16 protein-coding genes are annotated in these 17985 nt (G+C 43.4%); 12 read left to right on the forward strand and 4 right to left on the reverse strand.

Annotated features, from left to right (window positions below; genetic code table 11):
- Positions 1-95 precede the first annotated feature (95 nt).
- From ACPUEK_RS11530 to ACPUEK_RS11540, 3 genes are all read left to right on the forward strand, one after another.
- Positions 96-929 (forward strand): inositol monophosphatase family protein, encoded by an 834-nt coding sequence (locus ACPUEK_RS11530; RefSeq protein WP_425640841.1) that lies wholly within the window; start codon positions 96-98, stop codon positions 927-929.
- Between the two features lie 188 nt (positions 930-1117).
- Positions 1118-5455 carry a PAS domain S-box protein gene (locus ACPUEK_RS11535; RefSeq protein WP_425640842.1) on the forward strand — a complete coding sequence of 1446 codons (4338 nt, stop codon included), beginning with the start codon at positions 1118-1120 and terminating at the stop codon, positions 5453-5455.
- Entirely contained in the window at positions 5452-6375 is a 924-nt protein-coding gene (locus ACPUEK_RS11540; protein ID WP_425640843.1) for a GGDEF domain-containing response regulator, read from the forward strand. Before ACPUEK_RS11535 ends, ACPUEK_RS11540 begins: the two co-directional genes overlap by 4 nt.
- Before the next feature lie 107 nt (positions 6376-6482).
- Here ACPUEK_RS11540 and leuA read toward each other — a convergent pair whose 3' ends face one another.
- Positions 6483-8159 (reverse strand): 2-isopropylmalate synthase, encoded by a 1677-nt coding sequence (leuA, locus tag ACPUEK_RS11545; RefSeq protein WP_425640844.1) that lies wholly within the window; start codon positions 8157-8159, stop codon positions 6483-6485.
- Positions 8160-8347: 188 nt separating this feature from the next.
- Here leuA and ACPUEK_RS11550 point away from each other — a divergent pair, with 188 nt between their 5' ends.
- Together ACPUEK_RS11550 and ribA are read left to right on the forward strand one after the other, a co-directional pair.
- Complete coding sequence (locus ACPUEK_RS11550) at positions 8348-8821, forward strand: Lrp/AsnC family transcriptional regulator (protein WP_197467796.1); 474 nt, start codon at positions 8348-8350, stop codon at positions 8819-8821.
- 77 nt (positions 8822-8898) lie between these two features.
- Positions 8899-9504: a GTP cyclohydrolase II gene (ribA, locus tag ACPUEK_RS11555; protein ID WP_067038288.1), complete on the forward strand. Its 606-nt coding sequence runs from the start codon at positions 8899-8901 to the stop codon at positions 9502-9504.
- A gap of 75 nt (positions 9505-9579) precedes the next feature.
- On the opposite strand, the gene ACPUEK_RS11560 is transcribed toward ribA, so the two are convergent.
- Positions 9580-10812, reverse strand: coding sequence for a DEAD/DEAH box helicase (locus tag ACPUEK_RS11560; protein WP_425640845.1), 1233 nt, complete (start codon positions 10810-10812; stop codon positions 9580-9582).
- 156 nt (positions 10813-10968) lie between these two features.
- Between ACPUEK_RS11560 and ACPUEK_RS11565 the strand changes: the two genes are divergently transcribed.
- Both ACPUEK_RS11565 and ACPUEK_RS11570 read left to right on the forward strand, forming a co-directional pair.
- Entirely contained in the window at positions 10969-11523 is a 555-nt protein-coding gene (locus tag ACPUEK_RS11565) for a DUF1415 domain-containing protein (RefSeq protein WP_425640846.1), read from the forward strand.
- A 66-nt stretch (positions 11524-11589) separates the two neighbouring features.
- The gene (locus ACPUEK_RS11570; protein WP_067218674.1) at positions 11590-12426 is read left to right on the forward strand and encodes a CvfB family protein; all 837 of its coding nucleotides are present in this window, start codon (positions 11590-11592) and stop codon (positions 12424-12426) included.
- Between the two features lie 35 nt (positions 12427-12461).
- Here ACPUEK_RS11570 and ACPUEK_RS11575 read toward each other — a convergent pair whose 3' ends face one another.
- A complete protein-coding gene (locus ACPUEK_RS11575; protein WP_425640847.1) occupies positions 12462-13412 on the reverse strand; it encodes a ketopantoate reductase family protein in 951 nt (316 codons plus the stop codon).
- Between the two features lie 84 nt (positions 13413-13496).
- Between ACPUEK_RS11575 and ACPUEK_RS11580 the strand changes: the two genes are divergently transcribed.
- The gene (locus ACPUEK_RS11580) at positions 13497-13982 is read left to right on the forward strand and encodes a YajQ family cyclic di-GMP-binding protein (RefSeq protein ID WP_425640848.1); all 486 of its coding nucleotides are present in this window, start codon (positions 13497-13499) and stop codon (positions 13980-13982) included.
- Positions 13983-14013: 31 nt separating this feature from the next.
- Here ACPUEK_RS11580 and ACPUEK_RS11585 read toward each other — a convergent pair whose 3' ends face one another.
- Positions 14014-14325 carry an MGMT family protein gene (locus tag ACPUEK_RS11585; RefSeq protein ID WP_425640849.1) on the reverse strand — a complete coding sequence of 104 codons (312 nt, stop codon included), beginning with the start codon at positions 14323-14325 and terminating at the stop codon, positions 14014-14016.
- A 48-nt stretch (positions 14326-14373) separates the two neighbouring features.
- Here ACPUEK_RS11585 and ACPUEK_RS11590 point away from each other — a divergent pair, with 48 nt between their 5' ends.
- The 4 genes from ACPUEK_RS11590 (at position 14374) to ACPUEK_RS11605 (ending at position 17879) form a co-directional block, all read left to right on the forward strand.
- A complete protein-coding gene (locus ACPUEK_RS11590) occupies positions 14374-14871 on the forward strand; it encodes an FxsA family protein (protein ID WP_425640850.1) in 498 nt (165 codons plus the stop codon).
- 128 nt (positions 14872-14999) lie between these two features.
- Positions 15000-15290, forward strand: coding sequence for a co-chaperone GroES (locus ACPUEK_RS11595; protein ID WP_067038281.1), 291 nt, complete (start codon positions 15000-15002; stop codon positions 15288-15290).
- Between the two features lie 58 nt (positions 15291-15348).
- A complete protein-coding gene (groL, locus tag ACPUEK_RS11600) occupies positions 15349-16983 on the forward strand; it encodes a chaperonin GroEL (RefSeq protein ID WP_067038280.1) in 1635 nt (544 codons plus the stop codon).
- A 152-nt stretch (positions 16984-17135) separates the two neighbouring features.
- Positions 17136-17879, forward strand: coding sequence for an EAL domain-containing protein (locus ACPUEK_RS11605; protein WP_231872579.1), 744 nt, complete (start codon positions 17136-17138; stop codon positions 17877-17879).
- Positions 17880-17985: the final 106 nt, after the last annotated feature.

A 17985-nucleotide genomic window follows, 5' to 3' on the forward strand; every position in this document is an offset into this window, starting at 1 on the left:
ATTTGGTCGCGGGTCGCTGACTGTAATATAGTTTTTACTAAAGAGCTGTATTGTTTATACCCGCATTTTAATTTAAGCCTGATAAGGAGATTGTTGTGTTATCCAGAGAAACTAAAGATGCTGTCATTGAGATTATTCGTGACGTGGCACAAGCAGAAATACTGCCTCGGTTCCGTGAATTGTCTGACGATGCCATCTCTACAAAGTCTGGCTTTGATGATTTGGTTACCGTCGCCGATTTGGCGGCTGAAAAAGCGATGACACAACGTTTCCAAAATTTATTGCCAAATGCTCAGATTGTAGGCGAAGAGTCAGTTGCTGAAGATGAGAGTGTATTAGACATTCTTGATTCGCAAGAGTTGGTGTTTATCATTGACCCAATTGACGGTACGTGGAACTTTGCTAATGGATTGTCAATATTTGGTGTATTGATCGCGGTTGTTTATCAAGGCGAGACGATTTTCGGGGTGCTATACGATGTGGTAAACGATGATTGGGTCGAAGCCTCGAAAGGAGAAGGCGCTTGGTTTGTTCGACCAGGCGAGGCACCTCGCCCATACCGCATTGAAGAGCAGCCCACGGACAATAAATTAGTCGGATTTTTTTCCCCTTTCTTGTTTAAAAACGCCGAGCAGCGTTTACAGGCGGCAGATTTGCAACCTAAGTATGCGCGAACTATTGCACTGCGTTGCTGTTGTCATGAATACCGTACTCTCCTGAAAGGAAATGTAGACTTTTCAGTGAGTCCAAAAACCAATGCATGGGATCATGCGGCCGGTATTTTGGCTTATCAAGAGGCTGGCGGAATTGTGCGCATGTTAGATGGTCGAACCTATAAGCCAGCTATTCGTGAGGGTGTCATTGTCGCGGGACGAAGTTCATCTGTTGTCGAGGCTATTTGTAAGGACATCTTGCCTATCGTTGTTTAGTCCTCTCTAAAATTGGCTCATACGAAGTCGTTTTAGATCTGATAAAGCATCAGTTAGGCAAATAAAAGGCATGCATATTTGTGTGCCTTTTGTTTTTTGAACGCCGTAAAACCTTGATGTTGTCGTACTATGTCGGTAAAAAGTTAATACAGAAGTATTGAATTAAACGATCGGGCCATAGTAAAAATATGACTTTAAAAAACGTACCTCTTTGTTCGGCACAAATTGCTTGGACAGACTCTTTTTCAGGTGTCTTTTCAAAACTTCACTCGCTAGCCAGTTTATTTGAACGAACCGGCGCTATCTCACATTGGTCTGTGGTGCTTAATAGTGGTGAAGGCTTGTACGTTGAAGAAGGTATCGTTCAATCGTTTTCAACACCATCTTTAATGTCTCTTGAATGGTATGAGTTAAATGAAGTTGCCTATTTAGGCGTTCCTTTATACGTTGAATCACAGTTTGTTCAGGATGCTTTACCTGTTATCACAGCGCTTATTCCTACGGCTGATGAGATAAAACAGGATGCTTTATTCGAGGAAGTAGTCAATATTGCTGACAGCTTACCCTTATTAGTGTCCTACATTGATCGTGATTTACGTTATCAATATGTCAATAACCGCTACCAAGAAACTTTTAAAATCTCAAAATCCAACATTGTTGGTAAGCTGGTCAGCTCAGTTATTGGAGAAGAGCAGTTTTGTAACATCGAACCCTATCTTCGTAAGGCTCTATCTGGCGAGTCGATCGAGATGCAAACATCGGTTTTGCATGAATCCAGCTTTGGTATTAAGGCTCATAGATACATTGTGTGTCACTATGAGCCGCGCTTTGAAAATGACGAAGTTGTAGGCATTTATGCGAGTATCTTAGATCAAACACCCTTAAAACGTATTACACAAGCATTAAAACGTTTTCATGATCTGACTTCAAAGACTGAGTTGTCGCTTACCGAAAAAATCAATGAAGTATTGTCTCTAGGTTGTGAGATCTTGAATTTACCGGTTGGCATTGTGAGCGATGTCGAGGGTGAACGCTATAGAGTGGCTTACAGTCAGTCGCCAAATGGTGAGCCTTTACCCGGTACTCTGTTTGATTTAGGCAACTGTTATTGCGTGCATACCTTAAATAGAGATCAAGTAACCGGTTTTTACCACGCAGGTAAAAGTGATATAGCAACTCATCCTTGTTATCAAAACTTTCAATTAGAAGCGTATTTAGGTGTCTCATTAAAAGTAAATGATCTGGTGTGGGGGACGCTTAATTTCTCTGGACTAGAGCCAAGAGATGAAGACTTTAGTGAGGACGAATATGAATTGGTTAAGTTGTTTGGGCAATGGGTCGCCAATGAGTTGACGCGAGAAGAGACTAAGCAATCTATTATCGCGGCAGAGCAAAAACAAAGGTTGATTTTAGGGGCTGTCAGCGATGGCATAGTAGGAATTGACCGGACTGGCTGTATTACTTTTGTGAACGCTGCGACTTCAACCTTAATCGGTGTTGATGCGCGTAGCATGATTGGCGAGTCTGTGCTTCGGTTACTTCGTACCTCCAAAGAGCCACTTGCTGTATCGTCACAGGTTGAAAACAGTATTATCCGTGCAGCAGAAAATGATGAAAGATTATTGAATATTAATGCCGACTTTTACCGCGGAGATGGCACCGCGTTTTCCGTTAAGTTTTCGTGTACGCCTGTCGAACAAGAGTTCGGTGATGACATCAGTTGTGTTCTAACATTTCAAGATATTACTCAGCAGAAATGCGCACAGGATGCATTGCGTACTCAGATGGAGCTTTTTAAATCTCTCTTTATGAATGCGCCGGAAGCGATTGTGGTATCAGACACCAATCGTCGCATCGTCATGGCAAATCCACACACATTAGAGTTATTTAATTATCAAGAAGATGAATTGGTTGGGCGTACACCTGAATTTTTGTACGCTGATAAGGGTGGGTTCGAACGCATAGGTTTGGCTTATGACTCGCCGAATACGCCAGATCGTGAAGAGTACAGGATGGTATACAAGCGTGCAGATGGTTCAGAGTTTGTCGCAGATAATGTACGCAGTAAAATTACTGATTCTGAAGGGCGTTTAAAAGGCTTTATTATTCATGCTCGCGATATTACTGCACGTCTTGCCATTGAAGAAGACATCGTCAGAGCGAAAGAGCGGTTAAGCGTAGCAACAGAGGCCGCCGGTATTGGTGTTTGGGAGCGTGATGTAAATAGCCAGACCATATGGCTGGATAAACGTATGTGCGAGTTGTATGGATTGGAGTACACCGATGAACCAAAAATATACGATGATTGGGTGTCACTGATTCACCCTGAAGATCTGCTGCATGTACAGCAAGCATCTAGTAAAGCACTTGAGGCTCACCAAATCTTAAGTGTCAAATTTAGGATTATTAGGACAGATGGATCCATTCGATACATCAAAGCCAATGGTCGTGCCGCGTTTGATAGTGAAGGTCGGCCGTCGCATCTGTTTGGCACAAATTTAGATGTTACAAAACAGTATGAAACTGAAACTGTTTTAAGAAATGCTCGGGAAGAAGCGATTCGAGCGAGCCAGGCAAAAAGTAATTTCTTAGCCACCATGTCCCACGAAATACGAACCCCTTTAAATGGCGTACTTGGTATGGCTGAAATCTTGTCAGGGACGGCACTGACTAAGCAACAGCATAACCAACTGGATATTATTCGTAATTCTGGTGAAAGCTTACTAGAGCTGATTAATGAGATATTAGACTTCTCAAAAATTGAGGCTGGTCACTTAACCATTGAGTCCATTGATTTTGATTTAGAGCAACTAGTTTATGATTTATCAAAACTGTTAGTGATTAAGGCGGAAGCGAAAAACATTGATTTTCTTGTGAACTTTGATGTTTCTGAAATGTACTCGGTTCGGGGTGATGCTTATCGTATACGTCAGATACTCATGAACCTTGTTGGTAATGCGATCAAATTTACGGAATCTGGTCAGGTGATGATCTCAGTGCGGTCAGAACGACGAGAGCCATCTGGTATTCAGGTGGTTCTTGAGGTTGAAGATACCGGTATTGGTATCTCAGAGAAGGCACAAGAGCAGCTTTTTCAACCTTTTACTCAAGCGGATAATTCTACAACCCGTAAATTCGGCGGTACAGGACTAGGGCTGGCGATTACTAAGCAATTAACAGAACTGATGGGAGGTGAGATCCGTTTAGAGAGTCAATTAGGTAAAGGGTCAACGTTTACCGTTACTTTACCACTTGAGGTCTCAGATCAACTCGTATCGGGCGAGTCCCAGGCCACTCAAGAGTTTGCCAAAATCTTGGTCGTTGATGATAATGCAACGAATCTTTCTATTTTAAGAAATCAGTTGGAGCAGTTCGATTTATATGCATCCTACGAACAAAATTCAAGCAAAGCTTTAACTCGCATTGTCGATGCCGCAAAGCAAAATACGCCTTACGATGTGCTTATTTTGGATTACTTGATGCCTGATATGGATGGTCTGGCACTTTGTCATTGTGTTCGAGAGCTGCTGGATGAAGAACATTATCCTAAAGTGCTAATGATATCCTCTGCTGGAAACTTGGAAAATCAGGATTTAGATGGCACGGGGATTAACGTTTGTTTGAATAAGCCGGCAAGTATCCAAGACTTAAAAAGAGGGCTCAATGGTTTGAGCAGTCCTAGCGTTAATTCATCCTTTATTAAGCAATCTTCATATCACAGTGGTGTTTGTACAAATCTAGAATCTAGTGTTCAAGTGTCAGCTTCTATTCTGGTTGTGGAAGATATGAAAGCTAACCAAGCCGTTGTAAAGGGTATGCTTTCACAAATAAATGCAGACGTTTTGATTGCTGAGAATGGTGTTGAGGCCATTGAATGTTGGCAACACAAGAAACCTGATCTAATCTTAATGGATCTTCACATGCCAGTTATGGACGGAATAACCGCTATTAAAGAGATACGAAAAAAAGAGGTGGATACAGGTCAGCGTGTGCCTATTTTAGTGTTGACGGCGGACATCCAACCGGAGAGAGTCGCCGAAGTTAAAGAGATTGGTGGGGATGGCTTTATTTCTAAGCCTTTTCGTGCTCAAGAATTAATCAGTAGCATCTCTTCATGGTTAGTTAAAAATGAAACGTCAGCTGAATTCGGAAGTAAAAAAATGGACTTAGCAACACCTAATAATAATGTTTCCTTGGACGAAAGTGTGTTGTCCGCTCTTGAAGAAATCTTAGGGGAACAAGTTCAAGATATTGTCATGGCTTTTTTGCAAGATGCAGACGAAGTCGTTTTAGGACTAGAAAGTGCGTTAGCAAATGACAATGTCGAAGACATGTTTCGACCAGCGCACAGTCTTAAATCTGTAAGTGCCAACGTTGGAGCGATGGAGTTGAGCCGTTTAGCCACGGAGCTTGAGCATCAAGCGAAAGCGGGTGCAGTAACTCAGCCAGCTCTGTTTGTCGATCAAATCAAACAGGAACTTTCCAACGTCAAATCCCATCTAAAAAGGATAGGGAGGCTTTCTTGAAGATACTGATCGCAGAAGATGCGCCATCAGATCGTTTGTTGTTGAAGCTTCACTTAGAAAAGCTTTGCCACGATGTGGTGGAGACGAGCAATGGTGAGGAGTTAGTTGATTATTTTAAGAGTCATGGTGATGACTTAGACCTGTTGGTCGTTGATTTAAATATGCCTTATAAAACAGGTGTTGAGGCGGTCGTTGAAATTCGGGGCCTTCAGGGCAACTACGATGCGAATTGGGTGCCTATTATTATCTTGAGTGGATCTGACTCAGACGAAGATGTTTTTCGTTGTATTGAGGCTGGTGCGGACGACTATCTGACCAAGCCGATTCAGCATAAAGTATTAGCGGCGAAGCTTTTAGCAATGGTGCGCTTAGCTGATATGCGTAAACGTCTTGTCTTAGCGAATACAAGCTTAGAGGCTTTATCAACAACGGACTACCTTACGGGTCTGCCTAATAGACGAGCGTTTGAAAAAAATTTATCAGATGAGATGGCTAAATCTCTTCGTTATGGTCAAAGCTTAAGCGTTGCTGTCTTCGATATAGATCATTTTAAGCAGATTAATGATACCTATGGTCATGAAGGTGGGGATGTCGTTTTAAAAGAAATAGCCAAGCGTTTTAATCGGTTTAAACGTGCGGGCGATGTGTTTGGCCGCATCGGAGGAGAGGAATTTGGTTTGTTCCTTCCTTACACAACTGCGCAAGAGGCGGTCACCGCATGTGAGCGTTATCGTATGTTGTTATCAGCGGATAAATATTCATATGAGTCGCAGTTGATCAATCTTACTGTAAGTGTGGGTGTGAGTGCTTATCATAACGAAGAGACTCAGCTTGAGTTAATTAAATGTGCTGACCTCGCATTATATCAAGCCAAGCATCAGGGTAGAGACCGAGTTGTTTTAAATCACGCAGGCTCGTGAGTAGAAAAACTTTCTAGAAAAAAGCCGAGCTGGATAATGCTCGGCTTTCTTATTTCTGGGAGAGTGATTGTGTCGCTACCCCCAGCTTCAAACTCACGTGGCGGGGATTATGCCACGTTTGCTTGCTCGTTGGTGCTGGCAACTTTTTGGTTTACGGTTGCTAGCACGGCTTGAATGGAAGCAGAAACGATGTCGTTATCGATTGCAACGCCATTGAAGCGGTCGCCATCAATATTGGCTTGAATGTAAGCAATCGCTTGAGAGTCACTGCCATTTGTTAGTGCGTGCTCTTGATACTGTACGATGTCTACACGAATGCCAAAGTGATTGCTTAGCGCTGTTGTGAAAGCAGACAACGCGCCATTTCCTTCACCCTCAATGCTGATAGAGCCATCTTTGTGGGTTAGTTCAGCGGTCACGGAGTCGTGATCCTTTTTGCTTAGCTCGTAGTTTCCTAAAGCATAAGGCGAGTTAGCCGTCATGAAGCTTTCTTCAAATAGGCGCTTCATGTCAGCAGATTTTACAACACCACCGTCTTCTTCAGAGAAGCGTTGAACAATAGGGCTAAGCTCAACTTGCAACCAACGAGGTAATGCTAAGCCGTATTCTTGTTCTAGAGCAAATGCAACGCCGCCTTTACCTGATTGGCTGTTTACGCGGATAACTTCTTGATAGCTGCGACCAACGTCCATAGGGTCGATTGGCAAGTAAGCAACATCCCAAGCTTTGTCGTCAGTTTGATTGGCCAAGCACTTTTTAATGGCATCTTGGTGAGAACCTGAGAAGGCTGTGAACACTAATTCGCCAGCGTAAGGGTGGCGTGGATGAACAGGAAGCTGTGTGCATGACTGAACTACACTGACAATACGGTCCATGTCACCTAATGACAACTTAGGGTCAACGCCTTGGCTATACATGTTCATTGCAATGGTTACAACGTCCATGTTTCCGGTACGTTCGCCATTGCCTAACAAGGTGCCCTCGATACGATCAGCACCGGCCATTAAGCCAAGCTCTGCTGCAGCAACGCCACAACCACGGTCGTTGTGTGTGTGCAAGCTAACAATAATGCTTTCGCGGTTTTTAACATTACGGCAGAAATATTCGATTTGGTCTGCAAAGCGGTTTGGCGTCGTCACTTCAACAGTAGCAGGTAAGTTAATAATGCACTTACGCTCAGGCGTCGGTTGCCATACATCAATAACGGCATCACAGACTTCCACTGCGTAGTCTGTTTCAGTGCCGGTGAAGCTTTCTGGTGAGTATTGGAAGACCCATTCTGTACCTGGGTTTTTTTCCGCATGGTCTTTAACACATTGGGCGCCTTTGACGGCGATTTGCTTAATGCCTTCTTTGTCTAGGCGGAATACTTGTTCACGCTGAGTGGTAGATGTTGAGTTGTATACGTGAACGACGGCTTTTTTGGCACCTTTCAAAGATTCGTAGGTGCGCTCGATCAACTCAGGGCGTGCTTGAGTCAAGACTTGAATGTAAACATCATCAGGCACTTGATCTTCTTCAACCAACCAGCGAACAAAGTCAAAGTCTAATTGTGACGCCGCAGGGAAGCCCACTTCGATTTCTTTAAAGCCTACATCGACAAGAAGTTTGAAGAATTCTTTCTTTTGTTCCACTGTCATCGGCTCAACCAATGCTTGGTTGCCGTCACGCAGGTCTACACTTGCCCAAAGTGGCGCAGTGGTGATTTCTTGGTCTGGCCAAGTACGATTTTCTAAGGCAACCGGTGTAAACGGACGATATTTAGTGTGATTAAAAGAACTCATATTCTTTTCCTTCCATAAAATGAGTAGGCGGGTAGCCTATGTAGATTGAGATGCGGTTAGCATCTTTCGACACAAACAGTGTAACCAAATTCTATCGGAAAATGATTGCGTTTTAACTATTAATTAAAGGGGTTTTTGGAATAAAATTGCTCAAATTGTTGTTTTTTAGGTTGGGGCTGCTTATGAAATTGAATTTAGATAAAATTGATGTGCGCATTTTGCAAGAGTTGCAGCAAGATTCTAGCTTAACTAACCAAGATCTTGCCGATCGAGTGGGACTTTCGCCTTCGCCTTGTCTACGTCGAGTGAAGGCTCTGGAAGAGAGCGGCATAATAGATCGAAAGGTTACTTTGTTAAAACGTTCCGAACTGGGCCTAAAGTTAACGGCTTACATTCAGATTAGTATGGATCGGCATACCCCTGATCGCTTCAGTGTTTTCGAAGAGCAGGTTAATTCTTTCCCAGAAGTACGCACTTGCAACTTAGTAACTGGCCAAAATTGTGATTATTTACTTGAAGTTGTGGTCGAGGATATGGAGGATTACCACGATTTTCTATTAGGGCAGTTAACTCGCATTCCTGGAGTGAGCGGTGTGCAATCAAGCTTCCTGTTGCGCAGCGTAAAAGAGAATACCTCTTTACCATTAGGACACTTAATTTAGTTTTCCTTACTCAGGGGATTGAAAACACTTTATAATGCTCGCATATAGAGCATAATTTTTGTAAGAGAGCAGTATCAATGAATCAATTAACGGTTAAACGTCGAGTAGTGATTCCGGTGCGAGCTGGCGACGTCATGGCCGAATTCATTTCTTTTAATGGCGATGAAAGCGGTAAAGAGCACATTGCTATTTCATTTGCAGGCACAACGACAGAGAAAAATGACATACCACTTGTGCGCCTCCACTCAGAATGTTTGACCGGTGATGTATTCGGTTCTGGGCGTTGTGACTGTGGTGAGCAATTGGATGAGGCGATTGATCGCATTAATGTCGAAGGTGGCTATATTCTGTATTTGCGTCAAGAAGGACGTGGCATTGGTCTGTATGCAAAGCTAGAAGCTTATGCGCTACAAGATCAGGGTTACGATACTTATGAAGCCAATGAAATGTTGCATTTACCGGATGACGGACGGGATTTTTCTATTGCAGCGCGTATGCTACAAGCATTAGGCGTGGAAAAAGTGCGTCTGCTTACTAATAATCCTGATAAAGCTGAGCAGCTGACGCACAATGAAATCAATGTGACGGAGTTAGTGCCGACGGCCGTACATGTCAATCAGCACAACCGTAATTACTTAGAAGCAAAAGCGCGTCGTAAGCATCATACATTGAAATTCGATTGAATTAGTGGGTTGGTTTAAGCATTAAAAAAGGGAGTCTCGGCTCCCTTTTTTAATGCTTATTAGTCGGTCAAAACGTTATTTCTTTTTCTTAACCTTTTTTGAAACGGGTGCTTTTTTAGGGCTCGGTTTCTTTTTACCTTTGGTTAAACTTGGCGACCGGATTTTGGTTTTTGGCTCCATACCGGCAATCTTGCTGAAAGAAATTGGCGCTTGCATGTAACGCTGGATTTTTTCCATCATCGGTAAATCGTGAATGTCTACTAATGAATAGCACTCGCCTGGGTTACCTTCGCGTGACGCGCGGCCAGCACGATGGACATAGGAATCCGCTCGACGTGGTAAGCGTACGTTAATGACTGTATTGATTTCAGGAAGATCAATGCCTCGTGCGGCAACATCGGTTGCGACCAAAACTTGCAGGCGACCCTTTTTCATTTGCTTCAAGTGGTCATTGCGATCGCTTTGCTTCATTTCGCCGTGTAGGCCATCACAGCGGAAGCCCCACTTACGGATGCGTTGTACCCAAACGTCAACATGGTCACGGTTGGATACAAAAATAACCGCTTGTTGGACGCGCTCTTGGCTTACAAGATGCTTCAACATGGCTTCTTTGTGGGCGTCATCGTCTACACGAAAAGCCACTTGTTTGATTTGGCTAGGTACATTACGTGGTGAATCAGTCAGTTGAATTGTCTCGGACTCTTCACGTAACAAAGACTTAGCAAAACGCCCCATTTTCTCACCGTCAATGGTGGCAGAGAACATGAGCGTCTGATGCTCGGGCAGTTGCTTTGAAAGGTGGCGAACGGTATCAATGAAGCCCATGTCTAGCATGCGGTCCGCTTCATCAATGACCAGCATTGATGTATCGCTAAAATCCATCCAGCCTTTTTCGTCAAGCTCAACCAAACGGCCTGGTGTTGCAACAAGAATGTCGCAAGGTTCACTGAGTAGCTGCTGTTGCATGCCGTAAGGCGTACCGCCAACGATTAACTGCAGTTTGATGCGTGTATGAACAAGTAATTGCTCAAATACTTGGAAAATTTGTCGCGCTAATTCACGACTTGGCGCAAGCACCAGTGCTTTAGGTGCAAGGCTTGACTCTTCGCCACGATCTAAGATGTGTTGTACGACGGGTGCAGCGAATGCGATGGTTTTACCTGTACCAGTCTCGGCGCAAGCAAGGATATCCTGTGCGTCCATAGCCAATGGGATGGCGTGTTCTTGTATCGGTGTTGGCTCACTCAGCCCCATGTCTTCAATGGCTTGCGTGATGGTAAAATCCAGATCTAATTCTGAAAAGGACATGTATGCTCTCAAATGAAACGTAAATTGTGCCGTGATTGTACCATTGTCTGTTTCAATCCGTTGGTTTCTTTCATTTAATTTCACTAAATAGTGATAGTCATTAGACCGATTTTAGGGAATGAAATAAAATAGCGGAAATTATAGAGGCTTGTATCCATGCACTTAAGCGAAGAATTAGTTATTGAGCAAACTCAAAGTTGGGTGCGCTCGTTCATTGTCGGTATGAATGTTTGTCCATTCGCTAAACGTGAGGTTGATCGCGGCACAGTGCGATATGTTGTGATTCGCTCGCGCCAGCCTAATGTTGCTTTGGCAGAGTTAATGGCCGAAATTGACTGGCTGGATCAGCATCCTGAAGCAGAAACAACATTGATGATCTTTCCATCGCTGTTTACGGATTTCTTGAGTTACTTAGACTTTGTTGATGATTCTGAGCAATTAATGTTTGAGCAAGAGTGTGAAGGTGTTTATCAATTGGCTACCTTTCACCCTAAGTATTGTTTCGCAGGGGCAGAAGACGATGATGTATCAAACTACACCAATCGTTCACCGTATCCGATGTTACATATACTAAGAGAAGCCAGTTTGGAAAAAGCCATCGAGTTTTATGGTGATACGGCCGAGATTCCTGAGCGAAATATTAAGCTGATGGAAGAGACTGGGCGTGAAGCACTGGCGAAGCTAATGCAGCATTGCATGGTTCAGTCATAAGAGACATTTAAATTTTACCAGCGCGCGTGTATAGTGCGCGACCTTACTCAACCCCTTGGAGTCAATATGCCAACCAATATCGGACGCATGAATCGCTTGCGCGTAGTTAAAGAGAAAGATTTCGGTGTCTATCTCGATGCTGAGCAGTTAGGTGAAATCTTGTTGCCAAAACGTTATGTACCTAATGGTCTTCGTATTGGAGAGGAGGTGGATGTTTTTATTTACTTGGATTCTGAGGATGAGCTGATTGCTACAACGTTAATCCCTAAGGTTCAAGTCGGTGAGTTCGCAGCATTGCGTGCTTTAGCGGTTAACCAAGTGGGGGCTTTCTTTGATTGGGGGTTGGCGAAAGATCTTTTAGTACCATTTAGTCAGCAGAAAACCCGAGTTGAAGAAGGGCAGGTTCATTTACTGTTTGTGTACTTGGACCAAATTACGAATCGCATCGTTGCCACAACAAAAGTCGACCCTCTACTGAATCGTCAAGAGCCAGAATACCGTACTGGTGAACAAGTAGATATTATCGTGGGTGATCGCACGGATATTGGCTATAAATGTATTGTGGATAGCCGCTACTGGGGGGTTTTATTCTTTCAAGATCTTGTTGGTCGTGTATATAAAGGCGACCACATGAAAGCTTACATTAAACGCGTGCGTGAAGATGGTAAGATTGATCTAAGTTTGCAGCAAACGGGCTACAAGAAGGTTGTTACCATCTTAGACCAGATTATCGAGCACTTAGAGCAAAATGAAGGTGAAATGCATTTGACTGACAAAAGTGCGCCTGATGCGATTTTCAAAGAGTTTAAAGTAAGTAAGGCGACCTTCAAAAAAGCACTGGGTGCTTTATACAAAGAGCAGAAGATCAACCTTGGTAAAGATAAAATTACGTTGAAAAAATAAGTTAGACGGCGTTAATCAGTTTTGATTTAAAGCTCCTAAAATTGACTTAGGAGCTTTTTTTTGTGGTCTTCTAAATGAGCGGTATCGTTTAAAGCAGCGTAAAAAGCATCTTGAATCGGAGTGGCGCTTCTTGGTGTCTCACGATGGAAAAAACCAGAAATGTATTCATTCTCAGTTTGGCGAATATTGCGAATGTCTTCATACATTGAGGAGCAATTCATCGATGTGAGTCGAGCGACATTTGCGATACGTCTATGTAGATGTTCAGCAGTAATGTCTTCAACCAGCGGCTTGAAACGAAACTCTTCACAGTGCATGGCGTTTGCTAGCTCATCCACAGCAGCATCAAAAATGGGTCGAATAGGGGCTTCCAGTACTTCTCCGTTTCTGATGGAGAAAATAGCAGTGAGTGGGTTAATGACTGCATTTACGGCGAGCTTTTCAATCAATCGGCGTTCGATGTTTCGGCTTTGCACGTCTGGAAAAGGAAAGTCTGTACCGAACATATTGTCGTCTTGTTCTTTTAATAGACCGAAAAAGCTGTCCCCATCGCCTGTTTTTTTAACTCGATTGCTGTCGAGTTTTAGAGCGCCTTCACTCGTGATACCTGCCCATAAGTTTTGTTGCTTCTTAAGATGAGGGATCAAATCCTGTTGTGCGCCCAAGCCATTGCAAAGCGTTGCAATTAAACCACGTTTTTTTGTGTGCTTGCGCACATCAAGGTAGGCAGCCACCAGATCAAAGGCTTTAGTGCAAAGCAAAGTCTTGGTGTATTTTCCTTCTAGTTGATCAAGGCTGACAAATTCGATATCGCTTTGTGTGTTGCGAGTATTGCCTTGTTCATCTATGTCCTCGACGTTAAGCGGGCTATTAGGGATGTCGCTGCGGCACAACACAGTTACCTGTTCTCCATGTTGGCGTAACTTGCTCGCCCAAAGTAAGCCGATCGCTCCATTACCGACAACTAACCACGCATCTTTTGTCATTTAAGCCTCGTACTAGAAGTTTTTTAATAGTAAGCCTGCTATTATGCCGCCCCAAAGAGTAAATATCGAATGGAGGAGGCCATTATGCCATCTTTTGACATTGTTTCTGAATTAAATTGGCATGAAGTAACGAATGCCGTAGACCAATCTAATCGTGAAGTAATAACACGCTACGACTTTAAGGGTGTTGATGCAAGTTTCACGATCAAAGATAAGCAAGCTGTTGTGCTTGAGGCAAAGGCTGAAATGCAGTTAAACCAAATGATGGATATTTTAAGCCAAAAGTTGGTTAATCGTGGTATCGATCTAAAAACCTTAGAACGTGGCCCTATCGTTGAAGGTAACTTACGCGCTACACAAGAGATCAAGCTTAAAGAAGGTGTTGATCAAGCGGAAGCGAAGAAAATCGTTAAGATTATCAAAGACAGCAAAATTAAAGTGCAGGCACAAATTCAAGGCGAGCAATTGCGTGTAACGGGTAAGAAACGCGATGAATTGCAGCAAGTGATGCAGTTACTGCGTGGCGCGGATTTGGAGTTGCCAGTTCAGTTTAACAACTTCCGAGACTAGCTTGACAGTTTCGAAATGAGAAAAGAGGCGCTTAATGTGCCTCTTTTTGTATGAGTCGCTGTCCAGAGATCTCCCAGCCTTCAACTTCAAGACGAGACTTTTGACGTAAATATGCATCAGAGCCTTCATTGAAGCTTATGCGTTGTTTGCTGTTAATAACTCTATGCCAAGGAATGGTAGTGTCGCCAGGGAGGTGTTTTAAAATTCGAGCTACAAGGCGCGCGTATCGCGTATTGCCTGCTTGCTTTGCCAATTCACCGTATGAAATGACATCTCCGCTGGGTAAGTGTGCAAGAATAAATAGAACTTGAACTTTAAATGCTTCGGTCTCTTGATTCGCCAAAAAACACCCCTAGATAGTCATCATACAAACAGAGAAAAGAAGGTTAACATGCGTTTTGCATTATTGCTGTTTATTCTAGTTCCTATTGTTGAACTAAGCGTTTTGATCCAGGTTGGATCTCAAATCGGTAGTTTTACAACGATTGCCTTGGTGTTTCTAACCGCCATCATCGGTGTGACATTGATCCGTCGCCAAGGCTTCGCAACGTCCATGAAGGCTCAAGAGAAGATGCGTCGTGGTGAGTTACCTGCCTCAGAAATGGCCGAAGGTATTATGTTGGCGTTTGCTGGTGTTTGTCTTTTAATTCCAGGCTTTGTAACGGATGCGCTTGGTGCATTGCTATTGATTACGCCGTTTCGTCAGGCAGTTGCTGCTAGAGTGTCGTTAGATTTCCTTAAAAATCGTATGAATATGCGTGCTCAATGGAGCCAACGTGATGCGAATGGTAATTTTACTCAAGGAAATATTATTGAGGGTGATTACCGGCCAGAGTCAGAGAAAAACGATTCAGGATCAGAAAAAAACGATCATATCGAGAAAAAATAGTTTTTGATGGCCCTTGAAATATTCCTAGGCAACCACATTAACGAACTCGATAACGAATCCCACCAGAAGAGTGGGGCTAATCCGGCCAGGGGAGTCCTGGTATTGATTAACTTTGGAGATATAGATCAATGAATATTCGTCCTTTGCACGATCGCGTCGTTGTTCGCCGTAAAGAAGAAGAAACAACAACTGCGTCTGGTATCGTTCTGCCAGGTTCTGCTGCAGAAAAACCTACTCAGGGTGAAGTTTTGGCTGTGGGCACGGGTCGTATTCAATCTAATGGCGATGTGCAAGCATTGGCAGTTAAGGTTGGTGACACTGTGTTGTTTGGCCAGTATTCAGGTCAATCCGTTAAGCTAAACGGAGAAGAGTTACTGATCATGAAAGAAGATGAAATCTACGGCGTAATTGAAGCCTAAGTCTTGTTTCTGATTAATCAACGATTAGCAAAATTAATAAAATTTAGGATTAGAGAAAATGGCTAAAGAAGTAAAATTCTCAGACAGCGCTCGCCAAAAAATGCTTAAAGGCGTTAACGTCCTTGCTGATGCTGTAAAAGTAACGCTAGGTCCAAAAGGCCGTAACGTTGTAATCGAAAAATCTTTCGGTGCGCCACTAGTAACAAAAGATGGTGTAACCGTAGCCAAAGAGATCGAGCTTGAAGACCGTTTTGAGAACATGGGTGCTCAAATGGTTAAAGAAGTCTCTTCCCAAGCAAACGATGTTGCAGGTGATGGTACGACAACAGCGACAGTACTTGCTCAAGCTTTCGTAACTGAAGGTCTTAAAGCGGTAGCTGCGGGTCGTAACCCAATGGATCTTAAACGCGGTATCGATAAAGCTGCAAATGCCGTAGTAGAAGAAATCGCTGCGCTTTCTACGCCTTGTTCTGATACTCGTGCGATTGAGCAAGTAGGTACTATTTCTGCTAACTCTGATCATTCAGTAGGTAAGATCATTGCTGAAGCAATGGAGCGTGTTGGTAAAGAAGGCGTTATCACTGTTGAAGAAGGCTCAGGTTTTGAAGATGAGCTAGCAGTGGTTGAAGGTATGCAGTTTGATCGTGGCTACCTATCTCCTTACTTCATCAATAACCAAGAGACAATGAGTGCGGAACTAGAAAACCCATTCATCCTTTTGGTAGACAAGAAGATTTCAAACATCCGTGATTTGCTTCCGACTCTAGAAGCTGCAGCAAAAGCATCTCGTCCTCTGTTGATTATTGCAGAAGACGTTGAAGGCGAAGCGTTGGCAACACTTGTTGTTAACTCTATGCGTGGTGTTGTGAAAGTTGCGGCAGCTAAAGCGCCTGGTTTCGGTGATCGTCGTAAAGCAATGTTACAAGACATCGCGATTCTATCTGGTGCAACCGTCATTTCTGAAGAAGTTGGTCTATCTTTGGAGAGCACAACAGTTGAGCAGCTTGGTACAGCTAAGCGTGTAACCTTGACTAAAGAAAATACAACGATCGTTGATGGCGCAGGTAACAATGCTTCTATCAATGCTCGTGTTGAGCAGATCCGCGCTGAAATGGCGAACTCAACATCTGATTACGACAAAGAAAAGCTACAAGAGCGCGTTGCGAAGCTTGCTGGTGGTGTTGGCGTAATCAAGATCGGTGCAGCGACTGAAGTGGCAATGAAAGAGAAGAAAGCTCGTGTAGACGATGCTCTTCATGCGACACGTGCAGCGGTTGAAGAAGGTGTTGTTGCGGGCGGTGGTGTTGCATTGGTTCGCGCATTGTCTAAGCTTGGCGAACTTCGTGGCGATAACGAAGATCAAAACGTTGGTATTACATTAGCACTACGTGCGATGGAAGCGCCAATGCGTCAGATCGTATCTAACGCAGGTGACGAAGCGTCTGTTGTTGTAGATAAAGTTAAGCAAGGCGAAGGTAACTACGGTTACAACGCTGCGACTGGCGAATACGGCGACATGATCGAGATGGGTATCCTTGACCCAGCTAAAGTAACTCGTTCTGCTCTTCAAGCGGCTGCATCGGTTGCGGGTCTAATGATCACGACTGAAGCAATGATTGCTGACCTTCCTCAAGAAGGTGCTCCTGCTATGCCTGATATGGGTGGCATGGGTGGAATGGGAGGGATGATGTAATCCGAAAGGATGCATTAACCTCTTGATTTAAGAGTATTTATATGAACTAAAAGCCTCGCATTTCGCGGGGCTTTTTTATGCTTTTCCATTGATTATGATATTGATTCTCATTACTATATTTTACTTTTATGTGAGCATAGGGAGCCAAATCATTGAGTTTGAATCAGGGGGCGCTTAGTCGATCCGTATTATTGGAAATTATTCAATCTAAGCGATTTGGTGTGGAATATCAGCCAATCGTAGATCTGTCTACAAATGACATCATTGCTTACGAAGCGTTATCGCGCTTTTACAGTTCAGAGGGGGAGGCGATACGTCCCGATTTAGTTTACGCTTCTCTGCATGAAAACCCTATTACGCTGTTTCAAGTTGAGTATGCGCAAAAGCAGCTGCAACTTGAGTATCGCCCGCCCGAAACCTTGTTCGTAAATTTAGACCAGGATGCTTTTTTTGCGACCGATGTTGAAGTCTATAATAATCCGTTTGTCCAACTGATTCGCGGTCAAGAGGAGGGCAATGTGGTGGTCGAGTTAATTGAAAACTCAGAGATAAATGATGCCATTATGAGCTTATCGATGATCGAAGCATTTGATGCACTTGGTATCGATACGGCTTTAGATGATCTGTGTCATCCCCATTCAATGATTTCAGTGTCGGTTTTGCAGTTAGTTAAATGGGTAAAGCTAGATCGTTGTGTGCTACGAATGGCGCATAATGAGGTGTTTATGAAGTTTGTGCGCCAAATGATTGAGTTTGCACGGACGACAAATAAAAAGATTATACTTGAAGGGGTTGAGACTCAAGCAGATTTAGAAATGGCTAGGATGCTCAGTGTAGACTGCGTTCAGGGCTTTATATATCGCCCTGACTTTATCAATAAGATGCCAGAATGTTAAGAAAGTCTGATATTAGCCAAACCATTGATTCTAAAGCTATTGATAAATCATGACCTGTATTAGATACTTGACCGATACTTGTCGTCAGTTTTTAACAAGAAAGGGA

Origin of the sequence: Marinomonas gallaica (assembly GCF_049821165.1) — a bacterium.
GTDB classification, from domain to species: Bacteria; Pseudomonadota; Gammaproteobacteria; order Pseudomonadales; family Marinomonadaceae; genus Marinomonas; species Marinomonas gallaica.